This is a genomic window from Aeromonas sobria (assembly GCF_050266975.1).
GTDB classification, from domain to species: domain Bacteria; phylum Pseudomonadota; class Gammaproteobacteria; order Enterobacterales; family Aeromonadaceae; genus Aeromonas; species Aeromonas sobria_B.
Genome location: NZ_JBKISU010000001.1, coordinates 44,486 through 58,274 on the forward strand (window position 1 = coordinate 44,486; position 13,789 = coordinate 58,274).

Sequence of the window (13,789 nt, forward strand, 5' to 3'; positions counted from 1 at the left end):
GCGATACCTCAGTTGAATGCTGATGATGGTATCGGGCACGTTGTGGTGCCGGTGTCGTTTGGCCAGTTGTTCCGGGAGTTCAGTCAGGTTGGCCAACCGACCCCTGAATCGCCCCGACTTGCCTAGACAGATCACAGCCTGCATAGCCCAACTGATTGACTCGCTTTGACTTTTCGTCTCTGCGGTTTGTGATGCGCCACCTGCCATGCCAGCGATGACCCATCCCGTTCAGCTCCCTGGTGGCCGATAGCCGGCGACTGTGGTGGGGGCTGCGCCATGGCATTCATCCGATCCTCCTGCGAAAGCATCAATGACACAGGGACTGGCGAAGCAGTCCCTGTGTCAGCTTGATGGGGGTGACCCGGGCCTGCGCTCAGGTTACCCCATGGGGGATAGCGCGGCTCGGCAATGCCGGCCGTTGAAACCGCCAGCACCCTTGCCGGGCAATCAGCGGCACAGCTTGTAATACACCTCGTTCCAGCGCAGGGTCTCCTTGAGCGCGGGGATGCGGGTGTGCTCGTCAATCACCACGCACTCTATGCCCAGGATGTCGGCGAAGGTGCGCAGTTGCTCGATATCTACCGCCTGGGTGAACACCGAGTGGTGGGCGGCGCCCGCCAGGATCCAGGCCTCGGCGCTGGTCTGCAGGTCGGGCATGGGTTGCCACAGGGCGCTGGCCACCGGGAGTTTCGGCATGGATTCTGGCAAGTCCACCACTTCCAGCTTATTGACCACCAGCCGGAAGCGATTGCCCATGTCGATGAGGCTGGCGTTGACCGCCTTGCCCGCCGGGGCCGCGAACAGCAGGCGGGCCGGATCGGCCTTCTTGCCAATCCCCAGGTGCTGGGCGTCCAGCACGGGTTTGCCTGCGGCGATGGAGGGGCAGACTTCCAGCATGTGGGCTCCCAGCACCAGGTTGTTGCCCGCCTCCAGGTGGTAGGTGTAGTCCTCCATGAAGGAGGCGCCGCCCGGCAGGCCTGCCCCCATCACCTTGAGGGTGCGCAGCAGAGCCGCCGTCTTCCAGTCCCCTTCGGCCCCAAAGCCAAAACCTTGCTGCATCAGGCGCTGGCAGGCTAGCCCCGGCAGCTGGTGCAGGCCGTGGAGATCCTCGAAGGTGGTAGTAAAGGCGCCAAAGCCGCCGTCGGTGAGGAATTTCTTCATCCCCAGCTCCTGGCGCGCCGCCTCATAGAGGGAGGCGCGAAGCGGCCCGCCCGCCTGCACCGCCTCGGTCAGGGTGTAGGTCTGCTCATATTCGGCCAGCAGCGCCTCGATGTCGCTGTCAGGCACGGCGTCGATCACCTTCACCAGATCCCCGACCGGGTGGTAGTTCACCTGATAGCCGAACTGGATCTGGGCCTCTATCTTGTCGCCCTCGGTGACCGCCACGTTGCGCATGTTGTCGCCAAAGCGGGCGATCTTGAGGTGGCGGCTGTCGTGGATGGCGGCGGCGATGCGCATCCAGTTGCCGATCTTCTGCCTGGCTTCCTCATCCTGCCAGTGGCCCACCACCACTGTGCGGGGTAGCCGCAGCCGGGCTCCCATGAAGCCGAACTCGCGCCCGCCGTGGGCGGTCTGGTTCAGGTTCATGAAGTCCATGTCGATCTCGCTCCACGGGAGATCCCGGTTGAACTGGGTGTGAAATTGCAGCAGGGGTTTTTGCAGCTGACTCAGGGCCGGGATCCACATCTTGGCGGGGGAGAAGGTGTGCATCCACACCATGAGCCCCACGCAGCGCTCGTCGTGGTTGGCATCCCGGGCCACCGCGCTTATCTCATCGAGGGTGGTGCCTGTGGGCTTGAGCACTATCTTGAGGGGCAGATTCGCCCCCTCGTTGAGCTGGCTGGCGATGGTGTGGGCGTGATCGGCCACCTGCTTCAAGGTGGTGGCGCCATACAGGTGCTGGCTGCCGACCAGGAACCACACTTCCAGCTGTTTCATCAATTCCATGAGTTTGTCCTCTTTTAGGCTTTTGTCTGGCCGTAATAGGCGTGTTTGCCATGCTTGCGCTGGTAGTGCTTCTCCAGCAGGTAATCGGGCAGGGGGCTGGCTGCGGGGTTGATCTGGCCGGTGAGCCAGGCCATGCGGGCCACCTCTTCCAGCACCACGGCGTTGTGCACCGCATCATCCGCATCCTTGCCCCAGCTGAAGGGGCCGTGGTTGGCCACCAGCACCCCCGGCATGGTGAGGATGGGGGTCTGCTTGAGAGTTTCGACGATGAGATGACCGGTCAGCCCCTCGTAGTCCTCCTCCACTTCTCCCGGGGTGAGCAGGCGGGAGCAAGGGATCTCGCCGTGGAAGTAGTCGGCCTGGGTGGTGCCGAAAATGGGGATGGCGCGCCCCGCCTGGGCCCAGGCGGTGGCATGGGTGGAGTGGGTATGCACCACGCCGCCAAGCTCGGGATAGGCGCGATAGAGCACCAGGTGGGTGGCGGTGTCGGAGGAGGGACGAAGGTCCCCCTCTACCTGCTTGCCCGCCAGATCCAGCACCACCATGTCCTCGACCCGCATCCGCTCGTAGCTGACGCCGCTCGGTTTTATCACCACCAGACCTTGTTCCCGGTCTATGCCGCTCACGTTGCCCCAGGTGAAGGTCACCAGACCATGGCGCGGCAGATCCAGGTTGGCGGCGAGCACCTGCTCCTTGAGGGTGTTGAGGCTCATGCCGGTACCCCCCGGTTGTAGAGGGGCTCGGCGGCGGCGCCCCAGGCGAGGTAGCGCTGGTAGAGGCGTTCATACTCGGCGACCCGCTCGGGGTGTGGCTGATGGGTGCGCTCCACGGCGCTCGCCATATGGCGCTGGGCCTCGGCCACATCGGGATGGATCCCGGCCGCCACGGCGGCGAAGATGGCCGCCCCCAGGGCGCAGCACTGATCCGAGGCCACCACCTGGATGGGCCTGTTCATCACGTCGGCGCAGGTCTGCATCACGGTCGTTGATTTGCGGGCGATGCCGCCCAGCGCAATCACCTGCTCCACCGGCACCTGCTGGCTCGTCATGCACTCCATGATGCTGCGGGCCCCGAAGGCGGTGGAGGCGACCAGGGCGCCGAACAAGTCGGGCGCATCGGTGCCGAGGTTGATCCCCGTGAGGGTGCCCTGCAGGCGCTGGTTGGCATAAGGGGTGCGCCGACCGTTGAACCAGTCGAGCACCACAGGCAGGTGGGCGAGATCGCGCTGCTGCTCCCAGGCGGTGGCGAGGCTTGGCAGCAGCTCCCGCTTGTGGGCTTCGATGGCGGTGCGCAGCTCCGGATACTGGGCGGCGAGGCTGTCCAGGGGCCAGCCGAGCTGGCGCTGATACCAGGCATAGATGTCGCCGAACGCCGATTGTCCCGCCTCCAGCCCCACCATCCCCGGCACCACGCTGCCGTCCACCTGGCCGCAGATCCCGGCAATGGCACGCTCGCCTATGGTGGCCTCGTCCGCGATCAGGATGTCGCAGGTGGAGGTGCCTATCACCTTGACCAGGGCATTGTTGCCGGCCCCGGCCCCCACCGCCCCCATGTGGCAATCGAAGGCGCCCCCCGCTATCACCACCTCGCAGGAGAGGTGCAGGCGTTCGGCCCACTCCGGGGTCAGGGTGCCGACCGGGAGATCGGCGGTCCAGCTGTCGGTAAAGAGGGGGAAGTCGAGATCTTCGGTCAGCAGCGGATCCAGGGCGTTGAGAAAATCGGTGGATGGCAGGCCGCCCCAGCTCGGGTGCCAGAGGGACTTGTGGCCGGCGGCGCAGCGCCCGCGCTTGAGGGTGCCCGGGGCCTGGGTGCCGCTCAGTATGGCGGGCACCCAGTCACACAGCTCGACCCAGTTGCAGGCGGCGGCGCGCACCGCGGCATCGGCTCGGGAGACGTGCAGTATCTTGGCCCAGAACCACTCCGAGGAGTAGACACCGCCTATGTAGCGGCTGTAGTCGGGGAACTGGCCGCCGTGGCACAGGGCCGTGATGGCCTCTGCCTCCTCGATGGCACTGTGATCCTTCCACAGCACGAACATGGCGTTGGGGTTGTCGGCAAATTCCGGGCGCAGGGCCAGCACTCGCCCTTCCTCATCGATGGGGGCCGGGGTGGAGCCTGTGCTGTCCACCCCGATGCCGCGCACGGCGGTTCGCTGGGTTGGGGTGAGCTGACTCACCACAGCCACCACTGCCTGCTCCATGGATTCGATGTAGTCGAGGGGGTGGTGGCGGAACTGGTTGTTGACCGGCTGGCAGTAGTGGCCGGCCTGCCAGCGGGGGTAATAGACGACATGGGTCGCCAGCTCGGCGCCGTCCTGGCAGCGCACGGCGAGTGCCCTGACCGAGTCGCTGCCGAAATCGAGTCCGATGACTATGGGGTCGGATCTGAGGTGCTCAGACATAAGTGCTCCTGACCATCAATGAGGGGTGACTGAGGGGAACCATAGGAGATGGGCGGGAGGGGCGGTTAGCCATTGGCTGCTGGAAATATGGACTTTAACGCTGTCAGTGCGAGAGGGTGACGGCTCTCGAAAATTCAACATGTAACAGAATTGCTAATTATATAGACGAAATGGCTGCAATCTCATGGCGTGATCCTGCTCTCCATTTTTCCATGTGAAAACGATTACAACTTGGTTCGCTCAACCAGCAACAACAATAACATCCTGTTTAAGCATGTTTTTATATGGCTGTGACTTGATTGACTCGACGAACAGCTCTGCGTGGATACATGGATTGATAGCACCGTTGGAGACACTCGCATGAACAAAATCGTTAAAGGCATGATCGCAATGGGGTTTGCCCTTGGTATGGCAAATTCTGCTTTGGCGGCCGAGGCGCTCAAGCTCGGCTACCTGGTCAAGCAGCCCGAAGAGCCCTGGTTCCAGACCGAGTGGAACTTCGCCGACAAGGCGGGCAAGGATCTGGGCTTCGAGGTGATCAAGATAGCCGTGCCCGATGGGGAGAAGACCCTCAATGCCATCGACAGCCTGGCGGCCAATGGCGCCAAGGGCTTCGTCATCTGCACCCCCGATCCCAAGCTTGGGTCCGCCATCATGGCCAAGGCCAACAGCATGGGTCTGAAGGTGATCACAGTGGATGACCAGTTCGTCAATGCCAAGGGCCAGCCCATGGAGCAGGTGCCCCTGGTGATGATGGCCGCCACCAAGATTGGCGAGCGTCAGGGCCAGGAGCTCTACCAGGAGATGCAAAAACGCCAGTGGGACGTGAAAACGACAGCCGTGCTCGCCATCACCGCCGACGAGCTCGATACCGCCCGTCGCCGGGTCGAGGGCTCCCTGGGCGCGCTCAAGGCAGCCGGCTTCCCCGAAGGCCAGATCTATCGCTCCCCCACCAAGGCCAACGACATTCCGGGGGCGCTGGACGCCGCCAACTCCATGCTGGTGCAACACCCCGAGGTCAAAAACTGGCTCATTGTCGGCATGAATGACAACACTGTGCTCGGCGGCGTGCGCGCCACCGAAGGGCAGGGCTTCAAGGCCGAGAACGTCATCGGCATCGGCATCAACGGGGTGGATGCGGTGAACGAGCTCTCCAAGTCCAGCGCCACCGGCTTCCTCGGCTCCCTGCTGCCAAGCCCGGACGTGCACGGCTACAAGAGCATCCAGATGCTCCATGACTGGGTCGTCAACGGCGCCGAGCCTGCCAAGTTCACCGAGGTGACCGACGTGGTGCTCATCACCCGCGACAACTTCAAGGCCGAGCTGCAGAAGAAAGGGCTGTGATCGCCAACCCCTGATACCCATGCCGGCATGGCGGAGTGCGCCGTGCCGGCTGGCTGGAGTCATCTCATGAATCAAGTTCCATATCTGGAGTTTTGCGGCATCAGCAAGGAGTTCCCCGGTGTCAAGGCGCTGCAGAACGTCTCCTTCTCCTGCCAGCAGGGCTCGGTGCACGCGCTGATGGGGGAGAACGGCGCGGGCAAATCCACCCTGCTCAAGATCCTGAGCGGCTTTCAGGCGCCCACCCGCGGGGTGGTGAAGCTGGCCGGTCAGGAGAAGGTGTTTCAAGACACGGTCGACGCCCTGGAGAGCGGGATCGCCATCATCTATCAGGAGCTGCATCTGGTGCCCGAGATGAGCGTGGCCGAGAACATCTACCTCGGTCAGCTGCCGACCCGGCGCGGCGTCATCGATCGGGAGAAGCTCTACCAGGATGCGGCGAAACAGCTGGCGCGCCTCGGCATGGATGTGTCGCCTGAGACGCCGCTCAAGTACCTGTCCCTGGGTCAATGGCAGATGGTGGAGATCGCCAAGGCCCTGACCCGGGATGCCAGCGTCATCGCCTTCGACGAGCCGACCAGCAGCCTGTCGTCGCGCGAGATAGATCAGCTGTTTCGGGTCATTCGCCAGTTGCGGGACGAAGGCAAGGTCATTCTCTACGTCTCCCATCGGATGGACGAGATCTTCGCCCTGTGCGATGCCATCACCGTCTTCAAGGATGGCCAGTTCGTGCGCACCTTCGCCTCCATGGCCGAGGTGGACCGGGACCTGCTGGTCAAGACCATGGTGGGTCGGGAGCTGACCGACATCTATGGCTACAGCCCGAGGGCACTCGGCGAGGTGGGCCTCAAGGTAGAGAGCCTGATGGGACGCGGCCTCAAGGCGCCGGTGTCGCTCGAGGTCAGGCGCGGGGAGATCCTCGGCATCTTCGGGCTGGTGGGGGCCGGGCGCAGCGAGCTGATGAAGCTTATCTTCGGCGCCGAGCAGCCCCGAGGCGGTGAGATTGCTGTGTTTGGCAAATCTGTGGTCATTCAGAGCCCCATCGACGCCATTCGCAGCGGCATCATGCTCTGCACCGAAGACCGCAAGGCCCTCGGCATCATCCCCATCCACTCGGTGCAGGAGAACATCAACATCAGCGCCCGCCGCCACAAGGCGTGGGGGGGGTTCTGGATAAACCAGCAGTGGGAGGACGAAAACGCGAGGCTCAGGATCCGAGACATGGGGGTCAAGACCCCGTCTCCCCATCAGGCCATCATGAACCTCTCCGGCGGCAACCAGCAGAAGGCCATTCTGGGGCGCTGGCTCTCCGAAGACATGAAGGTGATCCTGCTCGACGAGCCGACCCGGGGCATAGACGTCGGGGCGAAGAACGAGATTTACAACGTGATTTACGATCTGGCCAAGGTGGGCATCGCCGTGGTGGTGGTCTCAAGCGAGCTGCCGGAGGTGCTGGGCATCGCGGATCGGATCCTGGTCATGCGGGAGGGGGAGATCGCGGGCGAGCTTTCCCACGACGAGGCCGACGAGGTCAAGGCGCTCAATCTGGCCATGCCGGCCCGTTGACCCGCTGACTGCAACGAGATAGCACCCGGAATTTTCAGGAGAATAACCATGACAACAACTACCTCAGTCGGTCAGGCCGCCAGCGCCGCCACGGCGAGCGGCACCCGCCTGCAACTGGCCCGCATCTGGGATCAATACGGCATGCTGGTGATCTTCGCCATCCTGTTCCTGCTGGCCTGCGTGCTGGTGCCCAACTTCGCCAGCCTGATCAACATGCGGGGCCTGGGTCTGGCCGTCTCCATGTCGGGCATGGTGGCCTGCGGCATGCTGTTCTGCCTCGCCTCAGGCGAGTTCGACATGTCGGTGGGCTCCGTAGTGGCCTGCTCCGGCGTCGCCTGCGCCGTGGGCATCAACGCTACCGAGAGCATCACGGTCGGCATCCTGGCCGGCATGTCGGTGGGGGTGCTGTTTGGCCTCATCAACGGCATAGTGGTGGCCAAATTCAAGATCAACGCCCTCATCACCACCCTCGCCACCATGCAGATGGCGCGCGGGGTGGGCTACATCATCTCCGACGGCAAGGCGGTCGGCATAGTGGAGGAGGGCTTCTTCGAGCTCGGCAACTCAGCCCTGCTCGGCATCCCGACCCCCATCTGGCTGACGGCGGTCTGCTTCGTGCTGTTTGGCCTGCTGCTCAACAAGACCACCTTCGGTCGCAACACCCTGGCCATGGGGGGCAACGAGGAGGCGGCGCGTCTGGCCGGGGTCAACGTGGTGCGCACCAAGATCATCATCTTCACCATGACGGGGCTGATCGCTTCCCTCGCGGGCATCATACTGGCGTCCCGCATGACCTCGGGCCAGCCCATGACCTCCATCGGCTTCGAGCTGGTGGTCATCTCCGCCTGCGTGCTGGGTGGGGTCTCCATGAAGGGAGGCATCGGCAAGATCTCCTACATCATCGCCGGGGTGCTGATCCTGGGGCTGATGGAGAACGCCATGAACCTGCTCAACATCTCCCCCTTCGCCCAGTACGTGGTGCGCGGCCTCATCCTGCTCGCCGCCGTCTTGTTCGACCGCTACAAGCAGGTGCGCAAGGCGCGCGTCTGAGCGATTGTTCCCTCAGGCACCCGATCGGCCCGCGCTGGTCTGGTGCCTTCTTCGAGCAAGCTGTGAGCCAGTTCAATAAATTCACATCAGGCCACTTGCGAAAATAGGTTGTTTCCACGCCGGATCTCTACAATGGCCCAAGCCGACTTTTTTACCCAAGCGCTGTTTTCCGCCATGTCCTCGATGCAAAAAGAGAAGTCGAAACAACTCAATCCCCTGTTGCCGGGTTACGCCTTCGACGTCTTTCTGGTCTCGGGCATGACCCCCATAGAGCAGGGGAGCGCGCTGGATTTCACCATAGACCGGCCCCAGGGCATGAAGGGCTTCATCGTCAATCTGACCATCAAGGGCAAGGGGCAGATCTTTCAGGGGGACAAGGCCTTCACCGTGGAGCCCGGCGACCTGCTGCTGTTCCCGCCCGCGGCCGTGCATTATTACGGCCGGGCGCCGTATGCCCGGGAATGGTATCACCGCTGGGTCTATTTCCGGCCGCGGGCCTATTGGGCCGATTGGCTCAAGTGGCCCCAGGTGACGGAGCAGGTGGGACGACTGCAACTGGCGGACGGCCAGCTGCTCGCCGAATTTGATGCCCTCTTCCTCGACATCGAGGAGACCCACCAGCAGCTGCGCCCCATGTCGGAGCAGCTCGCCATGAACCTGCTGGAGCGGCTGCTCATCCGCTGCTACGAGGCCTCCTCCCAGGACGACTATCCCGCCATCGATCACAGGGTTCACCAGGCGTGCCAGATCCTGAGCGAGTCCCTCTCGGCCGAGATCTCGGTGGAGGCGCTGGCGGAGCAGGTGTTCTTGTCCCCCTCACGCCTCGCCCACCTGTTCCGCGAGCAGGTGGGGGTGAGCATAGTGCGCTGGCGCGAGGATCAGCGCATCATGCGGGCCAAGCTGCTGCTGCAGACCACCCCCATGTCGGTGGCCACCATAGGCCAGCAGGTGGGCTATGACGATCAGCTCTACTTCTCGCGGGTGTTCCGAAAGCGGGTCGGGGTCAGCCCCACCGAGTATCGCAAATGCGCCACGCCGCTCTGATAGCCGGGACCCGCGAGCGGGGGAAGCCCCAACAGGGGTGAGTGCCGGCAATGTTTCCTGCCACCAGGAGGATCCCGACGACGGGGCGTGCCCGTCAACATGGCGATCTGATGGCGCCAGTCGCAGCCAAATATCGGCCCGGCGCAGAGTCCGGATCTCGCCGACCCCGACCCGGTTTAGTCGTATTTAAATAGGAATTTGAGAGTGCTCAGGTCTTTCGTTTATCAAAATTGAATCGAGATGTTTTGGAAAGCAGACCTCTGTAGTATAAAGTGCCTATAGAGTCTGGTGCCAAACGGAGTTAGCGCTGATTGTTAGCGGCATCGAATGAATTTTTTTTGTACAATTCAGGGATTTTTTGAACATGAAATTCACACTTAAACGCGCAAGTATTTGTTTGGTGGTTTCCACCAGCCTTTTCCTATCTGGTTGTGCCAGCACTGGTAGCTCGATGGCAGGAAGCCAAACGGCAACAGATCCAAGACTAACACATGGTCAAGAGGCTGAATTTTTTAGTACATCTGGATTTCAGGCGTGTGCTGCTGCCGCAGGCCTTGGCGTTGCAGCGTGTATGTTGTTGAAGTCAGAAGAAAAAACTCAGTGCGCTATAAAAGCGGGCATCGCGGCATGTGGTGTGGCTATGGGAGCTAACTACTATTTTGATAGTCGTCGTGCCGAATATGCCAACACCACAGAACGCTTGCAGGCGATGAACAACGATATCCAAAAAGACACTGAGATCGTGGTTTCCCGCACTAATACGGCGAGACAGGTAATTGCTGATAATAGTAATACGTTGACAAAGATTTCTCAGGATAAAGACAAAGCGGGTTTTGACAAGGCGATAGCACAGCACCAGCTCGGCAAAGTCGATGCTGATTTGGCTCAGCTCAAGAAAGAGTTATCCAATATGCGCAAGAAGGCTGCCGAATACCAGCAAGTTGCTAAAAGTGAGCAGAGTGAGGCAACAGAGACAGAGTTGGCGATGGTTAATACCAAAGTGCTTGAGCTGAACAAGCAGATTGCCGTATTGGAAAAAGAGGTTAATAGCCTCTATGACCAGCGCAGCGCCATCACTGTTGGTTGATTATCAACCACCGCATCATTACCGTTAAGAGAATCGTCAATATCCCGGTTTTATCGGGGTATTGGCAGGAAAACGTCATGAAGTTTAGAACCGTCTATCTGAGTTGCTTGCTGGTATTAACTGGTTGTGTCACCACTCCTGCTGATTGTGATCCTGCTAACCGTAGCGCTAGTCTACTTACCAAAATGAGTTGTGATTCCTCTGGAGGATATCGCCAAAAGGTAAACGATCAAGAGCAACAGCTGCAACGAAATCAGGAACTCAATGCACTGTCGCATCAGATATTGACCGACATGGAAACCCGTAAGCAGCGTTCAAACACGACTCTGGCACAAGAGCAGGCTGATCAGCAGGCACTGAAAGCCTCATTGAGCCAATTGGTTTCCCAGTTGAAACTTAAAGGGAGTAACCAAGCCGGTTTACAGCAGCAGATCGCAGAGCTGGCACAAGCCGAACAGCAGTTCACTCCTTCCTCAAATGATAATGCTGCTCAAGTTGCAGCTAAACAAGAAGAAGCCGAAATCCTCGAAGCTAAGGTTAAAGAACTAAATCAGAGCCTGGGTTACTAGACCTGAATTATTCAACCTGGATTACTGAATTAATATGGCTTGGCGGGCTAGTGATTGCTAGCACTCTCTAGCTGCCTCCTGGAAATGACGTCTCTTTATGCAGCGAATTATATCGGGTATCCCGATTGACGAACAAACGCTCGAGAATTATGAGCAGAGCCTTGCTGTGCTTCGTCGTTATTTTCCTCCCCTCATTACCAGCCTGTTTGCGACGGCGCGTCGTAACCGTGATGGTAATCTGGAGTGGTGGAGCGAGCGTGAAGGGCAACCCATACCTCTGAATGCGCTCCCTGCAACAGAACAAACCATGCTGCTGGAGAAATGTCAGTTTCGCCAAGAGGCGATCCGTCAACTGGCAGAGGAGCTGGTTCGTCGTGGTGAGTCAGCTCTTGCCGAGCGATTGCATACCTTGCTAAAGCAGACGCCACAATTAGCATACTACGGCATCAATGGCGAGCCGGTGTTGGTTCACTGGGGGATCCCGCGGCAACCTGCTGAGCCAATTCGGCTAGAAGAGCCCGCCCCGAGGCGTAGCAAGGGTCGTTGGGTTACCGTCAGGCATCTTGGCTATCTGGCTGCGATGTTATTGGCACTGCTACTAGGGTGCCTGCTGCTGCGTTGCTGGCCCACATTATTCCCATCACATCTCCCATCTGGCAGTGAGCTGCTGACCGAGTTGACCAAGGAACAGCCCAGCGTCAGCTTGGCCAAGCAACATGATTTTGGCCGTATTCGGGTCAACCTCAATTGGACCAACTCTAGCCCAGACAGCGCTATTGATCTGGATGTCGCTGCTTTTGTGCGACTGAAAAATCAGAAAAAAACCGGGGTTGAAGCGCTCAGTCGCCTGTTTGGTGATTATGACAACGTGCCTTATGTGGCGTTGGAGAGAGATGATCGCAGTGGGGACAACAGTCATGGGGAGTGGCTGCTTATTAACGGCGCTCATTGGCAGCAGCTCGATGAGGTACTGATTTATGCCTTCATTTATAGCGGTGCTTCCAATTGGCAAAGTACTCAGGCCACCATCATCATCCACATTCCCGGTCAGCCATCCATTACGACTCGCCTGACCGAAGGAGGTGAAGATAGGCCAGTTAGTGTCATCGCCAGGTTAATCAATGTTGATGGCACCATCAAAGTTGAACGGATAAACCAGTATTTTGACGGTCGAGAGAGCATCGATCAGGCGTTCGGGTGGGGGCTTGAATGGCACCCAGTTAAGGGCAAAGGTTGAGCTGCCCTGCTGCAACGCAGGTTCGATCTCGCAACAGCATAATTAGACTTTGTGAGGGTTTACAGATGCAGGGTTCCATTCAGGGTCCATTACTGCGCAGTGGTCAGAATTCCGCGTTTAAGGCGCTCGGTGAGACCGGATTCCCTGTCTACCGTATGGCCTCCCAATTACGAGAGACCATTCGTCGCCTGGATACGGGCCACGATCTTGCGCGTCATTTGGCTATCCCGCAAAACGATCAGGGGGGAGATAGAACAGACTGGTACAGTAGTTTTGCGGGAGATGTGATCCCTTGGAACAGTGCCACTGAGTCTGAGCGAGCAGCGGCTTACTCGCAGTTTGAGTCCTTCAAGCTAGCGGTGCTGGCACTGAGCGAGCGGCTGCTTACCACTGATGACAAGTACAATGGCGGCGACAAACGGGTCTTTGCGAGTCTACTCAAACAAGTGATCCATTTTCCGGATCAGGATTTTGTTTATCTGGTGGATGGGGTGTTAGTGCTCACCTTCTGGGGATTTGTGCACGATAGTGGAGAACAGCACGACCCCATGCACTGGCTAAGGCCCGTAAGCTCGAACTTAGCCATGCCAGGAACGGCCGTTAGTCCCCCCATCCCTGCGCATGAGATTGCGCCAGCCACAGGCTCTGCGCAGACTATGCCCGTGTATGCCCAGCCGGTTACACCGACGATCCAGACGGGGAGCAGATGGTGTCGCTGGCGTTGGCTGCTCTGGCCGCTGTTGCTGCTAGCGCTGTTGGTGTTATTGCTGTTTGGCCTACGGGCTTGTGCTCCCAGTATCTCGCTGCCAGTCGTATCATCGACGAGTTTGCCGAAACTCGGGGAGAGAAGGGCAGCTGTTCCCTCCGCAGGGCAGGCGGTGCCAGTGGTGAATGGTGCTGGGGGGAGCACTGATATGGAGGCTGCTGTGCCTGGCCGGGCATCAGGGCAGGATAAATCTGCGGCTAGCTCCGCTTTAGCGTCAGGCGATCCGGTCACGCTGCCTCCTGCCGCCTTGGCTGACAGTGAGGCTCCCACGCCAGCAGATCCCCCGAAAACACCGATACCAGTCGAGTCAGCCGTTGACCTCACGCCGCCAACGAGTCCGCCCACTGCTGGCGAAGTGACGAGCAAAGGCCCCCCGCAAGATCCGGCACCCCAAGGTAAGGAGCTGACAATACCACCGGCCATTGCCAATGGGCCAGCCCAGTTTTTAGACGGTGACTGGAAAGTTAATGGGGGTATTCAGGACACCCAGACCGGTAAGCCTTTGCAATTGCAATACAGCTTCAAAGACGGTAATGGCCAAGTCAGCTTGCGTCAGTCCAATGGAGTTGTGTGTCAGGGGGCGGCAAGCGGTGTGATGAAGGACGGTCAATTGAGTATTAACAATCTGGGGCAGGCAGAGTGCGCTGATGGATCCAGCTATATGATCCCGCAAATAGAATGTCAGCCAGGAACGGACAATGGTACCGACTGCATGGGCCGCAATGATGGTGAACAGCAGTTCCCCATCAAGATGCGCCAGACAAATCCCTAAGGGCAGGAA

At 59.8% G+C, this 13,789-nt stretch carries 11 protein-coding genes; 8 read left to right on the forward strand and 3 right to left on the reverse strand.

Annotated elements, in window-relative coordinates:
* Positions 1 to 447: 447 nt before the first annotated feature.
* From araA to ACLHZ1_RS00295, 3 genes are read right to left on the reverse strand one after another with little or no spacing between them, the layout of a single operon-like run.
* Positions 448 to 1,947, reverse strand: a complete 1,500-nt coding sequence (gene araA / locus ACLHZ1_RS00285) for an L-arabinose isomerase (protein WP_427260473.1) — start codon at positions 1,945 to 1,947, stop codon at positions 448 to 450.
* Positions 1,948 to 1,961: 14 nt separating this feature from the next.
* Positions 1,962 to 2,660 (reverse strand): L-ribulose-5-phosphate 4-epimerase, encoded by a 699-nt coding sequence (locus ACLHZ1_RS00290; RefSeq protein WP_427260474.1) that lies wholly within the window; start codon positions 2,658 to 2,660, stop codon positions 1,962 to 1,964.
* Positions 2,657 to 4,348 (reverse strand): ribulokinase, encoded by a 1,692-nt coding sequence (locus ACLHZ1_RS00295; protein WP_427260475.1) that lies wholly within the window; start codon positions 4,346 to 4,348, stop codon positions 2,657 to 2,659. The genes ACLHZ1_RS00290 and ACLHZ1_RS00295 overlap by 4 nt, the downstream gene beginning before the upstream one ends.
* A gap of 360 nt (positions 4,349 to 4,708) precedes the next feature.
* On the opposite strand from ACLHZ1_RS00295, the gene ACLHZ1_RS00300 reads away from it, so the two are divergent.
* The 8 genes from ACLHZ1_RS00300 to ACLHZ1_RS00335 all read left to right on the forward strand — a co-directional run bounded on the left by ACLHZ1_RS00300 (position 4,709) and on the right by ACLHZ1_RS00335 (position 13,780).
* Positions 4,709 to 5,692 carry an arabinose ABC transporter substrate-binding protein gene (locus tag ACLHZ1_RS00300; RefSeq protein WP_427260476.1) on the forward strand — a complete coding sequence of 328 codons (984 nt, stop codon included), beginning with the start codon at positions 4,709 to 4,711 and terminating at the stop codon, positions 5,690 to 5,692.
* Between the two features lie 66 nt (positions 5,693 to 5,758).
* Positions 5,759 to 7,255: an L-arabinose ABC transporter ATP-binding protein AraG gene (gene araG / locus ACLHZ1_RS00305; protein ID WP_427260477.1), complete on the forward strand. Its 1,497-nt coding sequence runs from the start codon at positions 5,759 to 5,761 to the stop codon at positions 7,253 to 7,255.
* A 48-nt stretch (positions 7,256 to 7,303) separates the two neighbouring features.
* The gene (gene araH / locus ACLHZ1_RS00310; RefSeq protein WP_427260478.1) at positions 7,304 to 8,305 is read left to right on the forward strand and encodes an L-arabinose ABC transporter permease AraH; all 1,002 of its coding nucleotides are present in this window, start codon (positions 7,304 to 7,306) and stop codon (positions 8,303 to 8,305) included.
* Positions 8,306 to 8,437: 132 nt separating this feature from the next.
* Positions 8,438 to 9,349, forward strand: coding sequence for an arabinose operon transcriptional regulator AraC (gene araC / locus ACLHZ1_RS00315; protein ID WP_427260479.1), 912 nt, complete (start codon positions 8,438 to 8,440; stop codon positions 9,347 to 9,349).
* 364 nt (positions 9,350 to 9,713) lie between these two features.
* Positions 9,714 to 10,436, forward strand: a complete 723-nt coding sequence (locus ACLHZ1_RS00320; protein ID WP_427260480.1) for a hypothetical protein — start codon at positions 9,714 to 9,716, stop codon at positions 10,434 to 10,436.
* Between the two features lie 77 nt (positions 10,437 to 10,513).
* Positions 10,514 to 11,005: a hypothetical protein gene (locus tag ACLHZ1_RS00325; RefSeq protein WP_427260481.1), complete on the forward strand. Its 492-nt coding sequence runs from the start codon at positions 10,514 to 10,516 to the stop codon at positions 11,003 to 11,005.
* 97 nt (positions 11,006 to 11,102) lie between these two features.
* Positions 11,103 to 12,242 (forward strand): hypothetical protein, encoded by a 1,140-nt coding sequence (locus ACLHZ1_RS00330; RefSeq protein WP_427260482.1) that lies wholly within the window; start codon positions 11,103 to 11,105, stop codon positions 12,240 to 12,242.
* A gap of 65 nt (positions 12,243 to 12,307) precedes the next feature.
* Positions 12,308 to 13,780: an SrfA family protein gene (locus tag ACLHZ1_RS00335; RefSeq protein WP_427260483.1), complete on the forward strand. Its 1,473-nt coding sequence runs from the start codon at positions 12,308 to 12,310 to the stop codon at positions 13,778 to 13,780.
* Positions 13,781 to 13,789: the final 9 nt, after the last annotated feature.

What these genes read in the sequence shown, in the direction of transcription:
- ACLHZ1_RS00325 (WP_427260481.1), top strand. Translation starts at nt 10,514, where the DNA reads ATGAAGTTTAGAACCGTCTATCTGAGTTGCTTGCTGGTATTAACTGGT.
- ACLHZ1_RS00295 (WP_427260475.1), bottom strand. Translation starts at nt 4,348, where the DNA reads ATGTCTGAGCACCTCAGATCCGACCCCATAGTCATCGGACTCGATTTC.
- araA (WP_427260473.1), bottom strand. Translation starts at nt 1,947, where the DNA reads ATGGAATTGATGAAACAGCTGGAAGTGTGGTTCCTGGTCGGCAGCCAG.
- araH (WP_427260478.1), top strand. Translation starts at nt 7,304, where the DNA reads ATGACAACAACTACCTCAGTCGGTCAGGCCGCCAGCGCCGCCACGGCG.
- araG (WP_427260477.1), top strand. Translation starts at nt 5,759, where the DNA reads ATGAATCAAGTTCCATATCTGGAGTTTTGCGGCATCAGCAAGGAGTTC.
- ACLHZ1_RS00320 (WP_427260480.1), top strand. Translation starts at nt 9,714, where the DNA reads ATGAAATTCACACTTAAACGCGCAAGTATTTGTTTGGTGGTTTCCACC.
- ACLHZ1_RS00290 (WP_427260474.1), bottom strand. Translation starts at nt 2,660, where the DNA reads ATGAGCCTCAACACCCTCAAGGAGCAGGTGCTCGCCGCCAACCTGGAT.
- ACLHZ1_RS00335 (WP_427260483.1), top strand. Translation starts at nt 12,308, where the DNA reads ATGCAGGGTTCCATTCAGGGTCCATTACTGCGCAGTGGTCAGAATTCC.
- araC (WP_427260479.1), top strand. Translation starts at nt 8,438, where the DNA reads ATGGCCCAAGCCGACTTTTTTACCCAAGCGCTGTTTTCCGCCATGTCC.
- ACLHZ1_RS00300 (WP_427260476.1), top strand. Translation starts at nt 4,709, where the DNA reads ATGAACAAAATCGTTAAAGGCATGATCGCAATGGGGTTTGCCCTTGGT.
- ACLHZ1_RS00330 (WP_427260482.1), top strand. Translation starts at nt 11,103, where the DNA reads ATGCAGCGAATTATATCGGGTATCCCGATTGACGAACAAACGCTCGAG.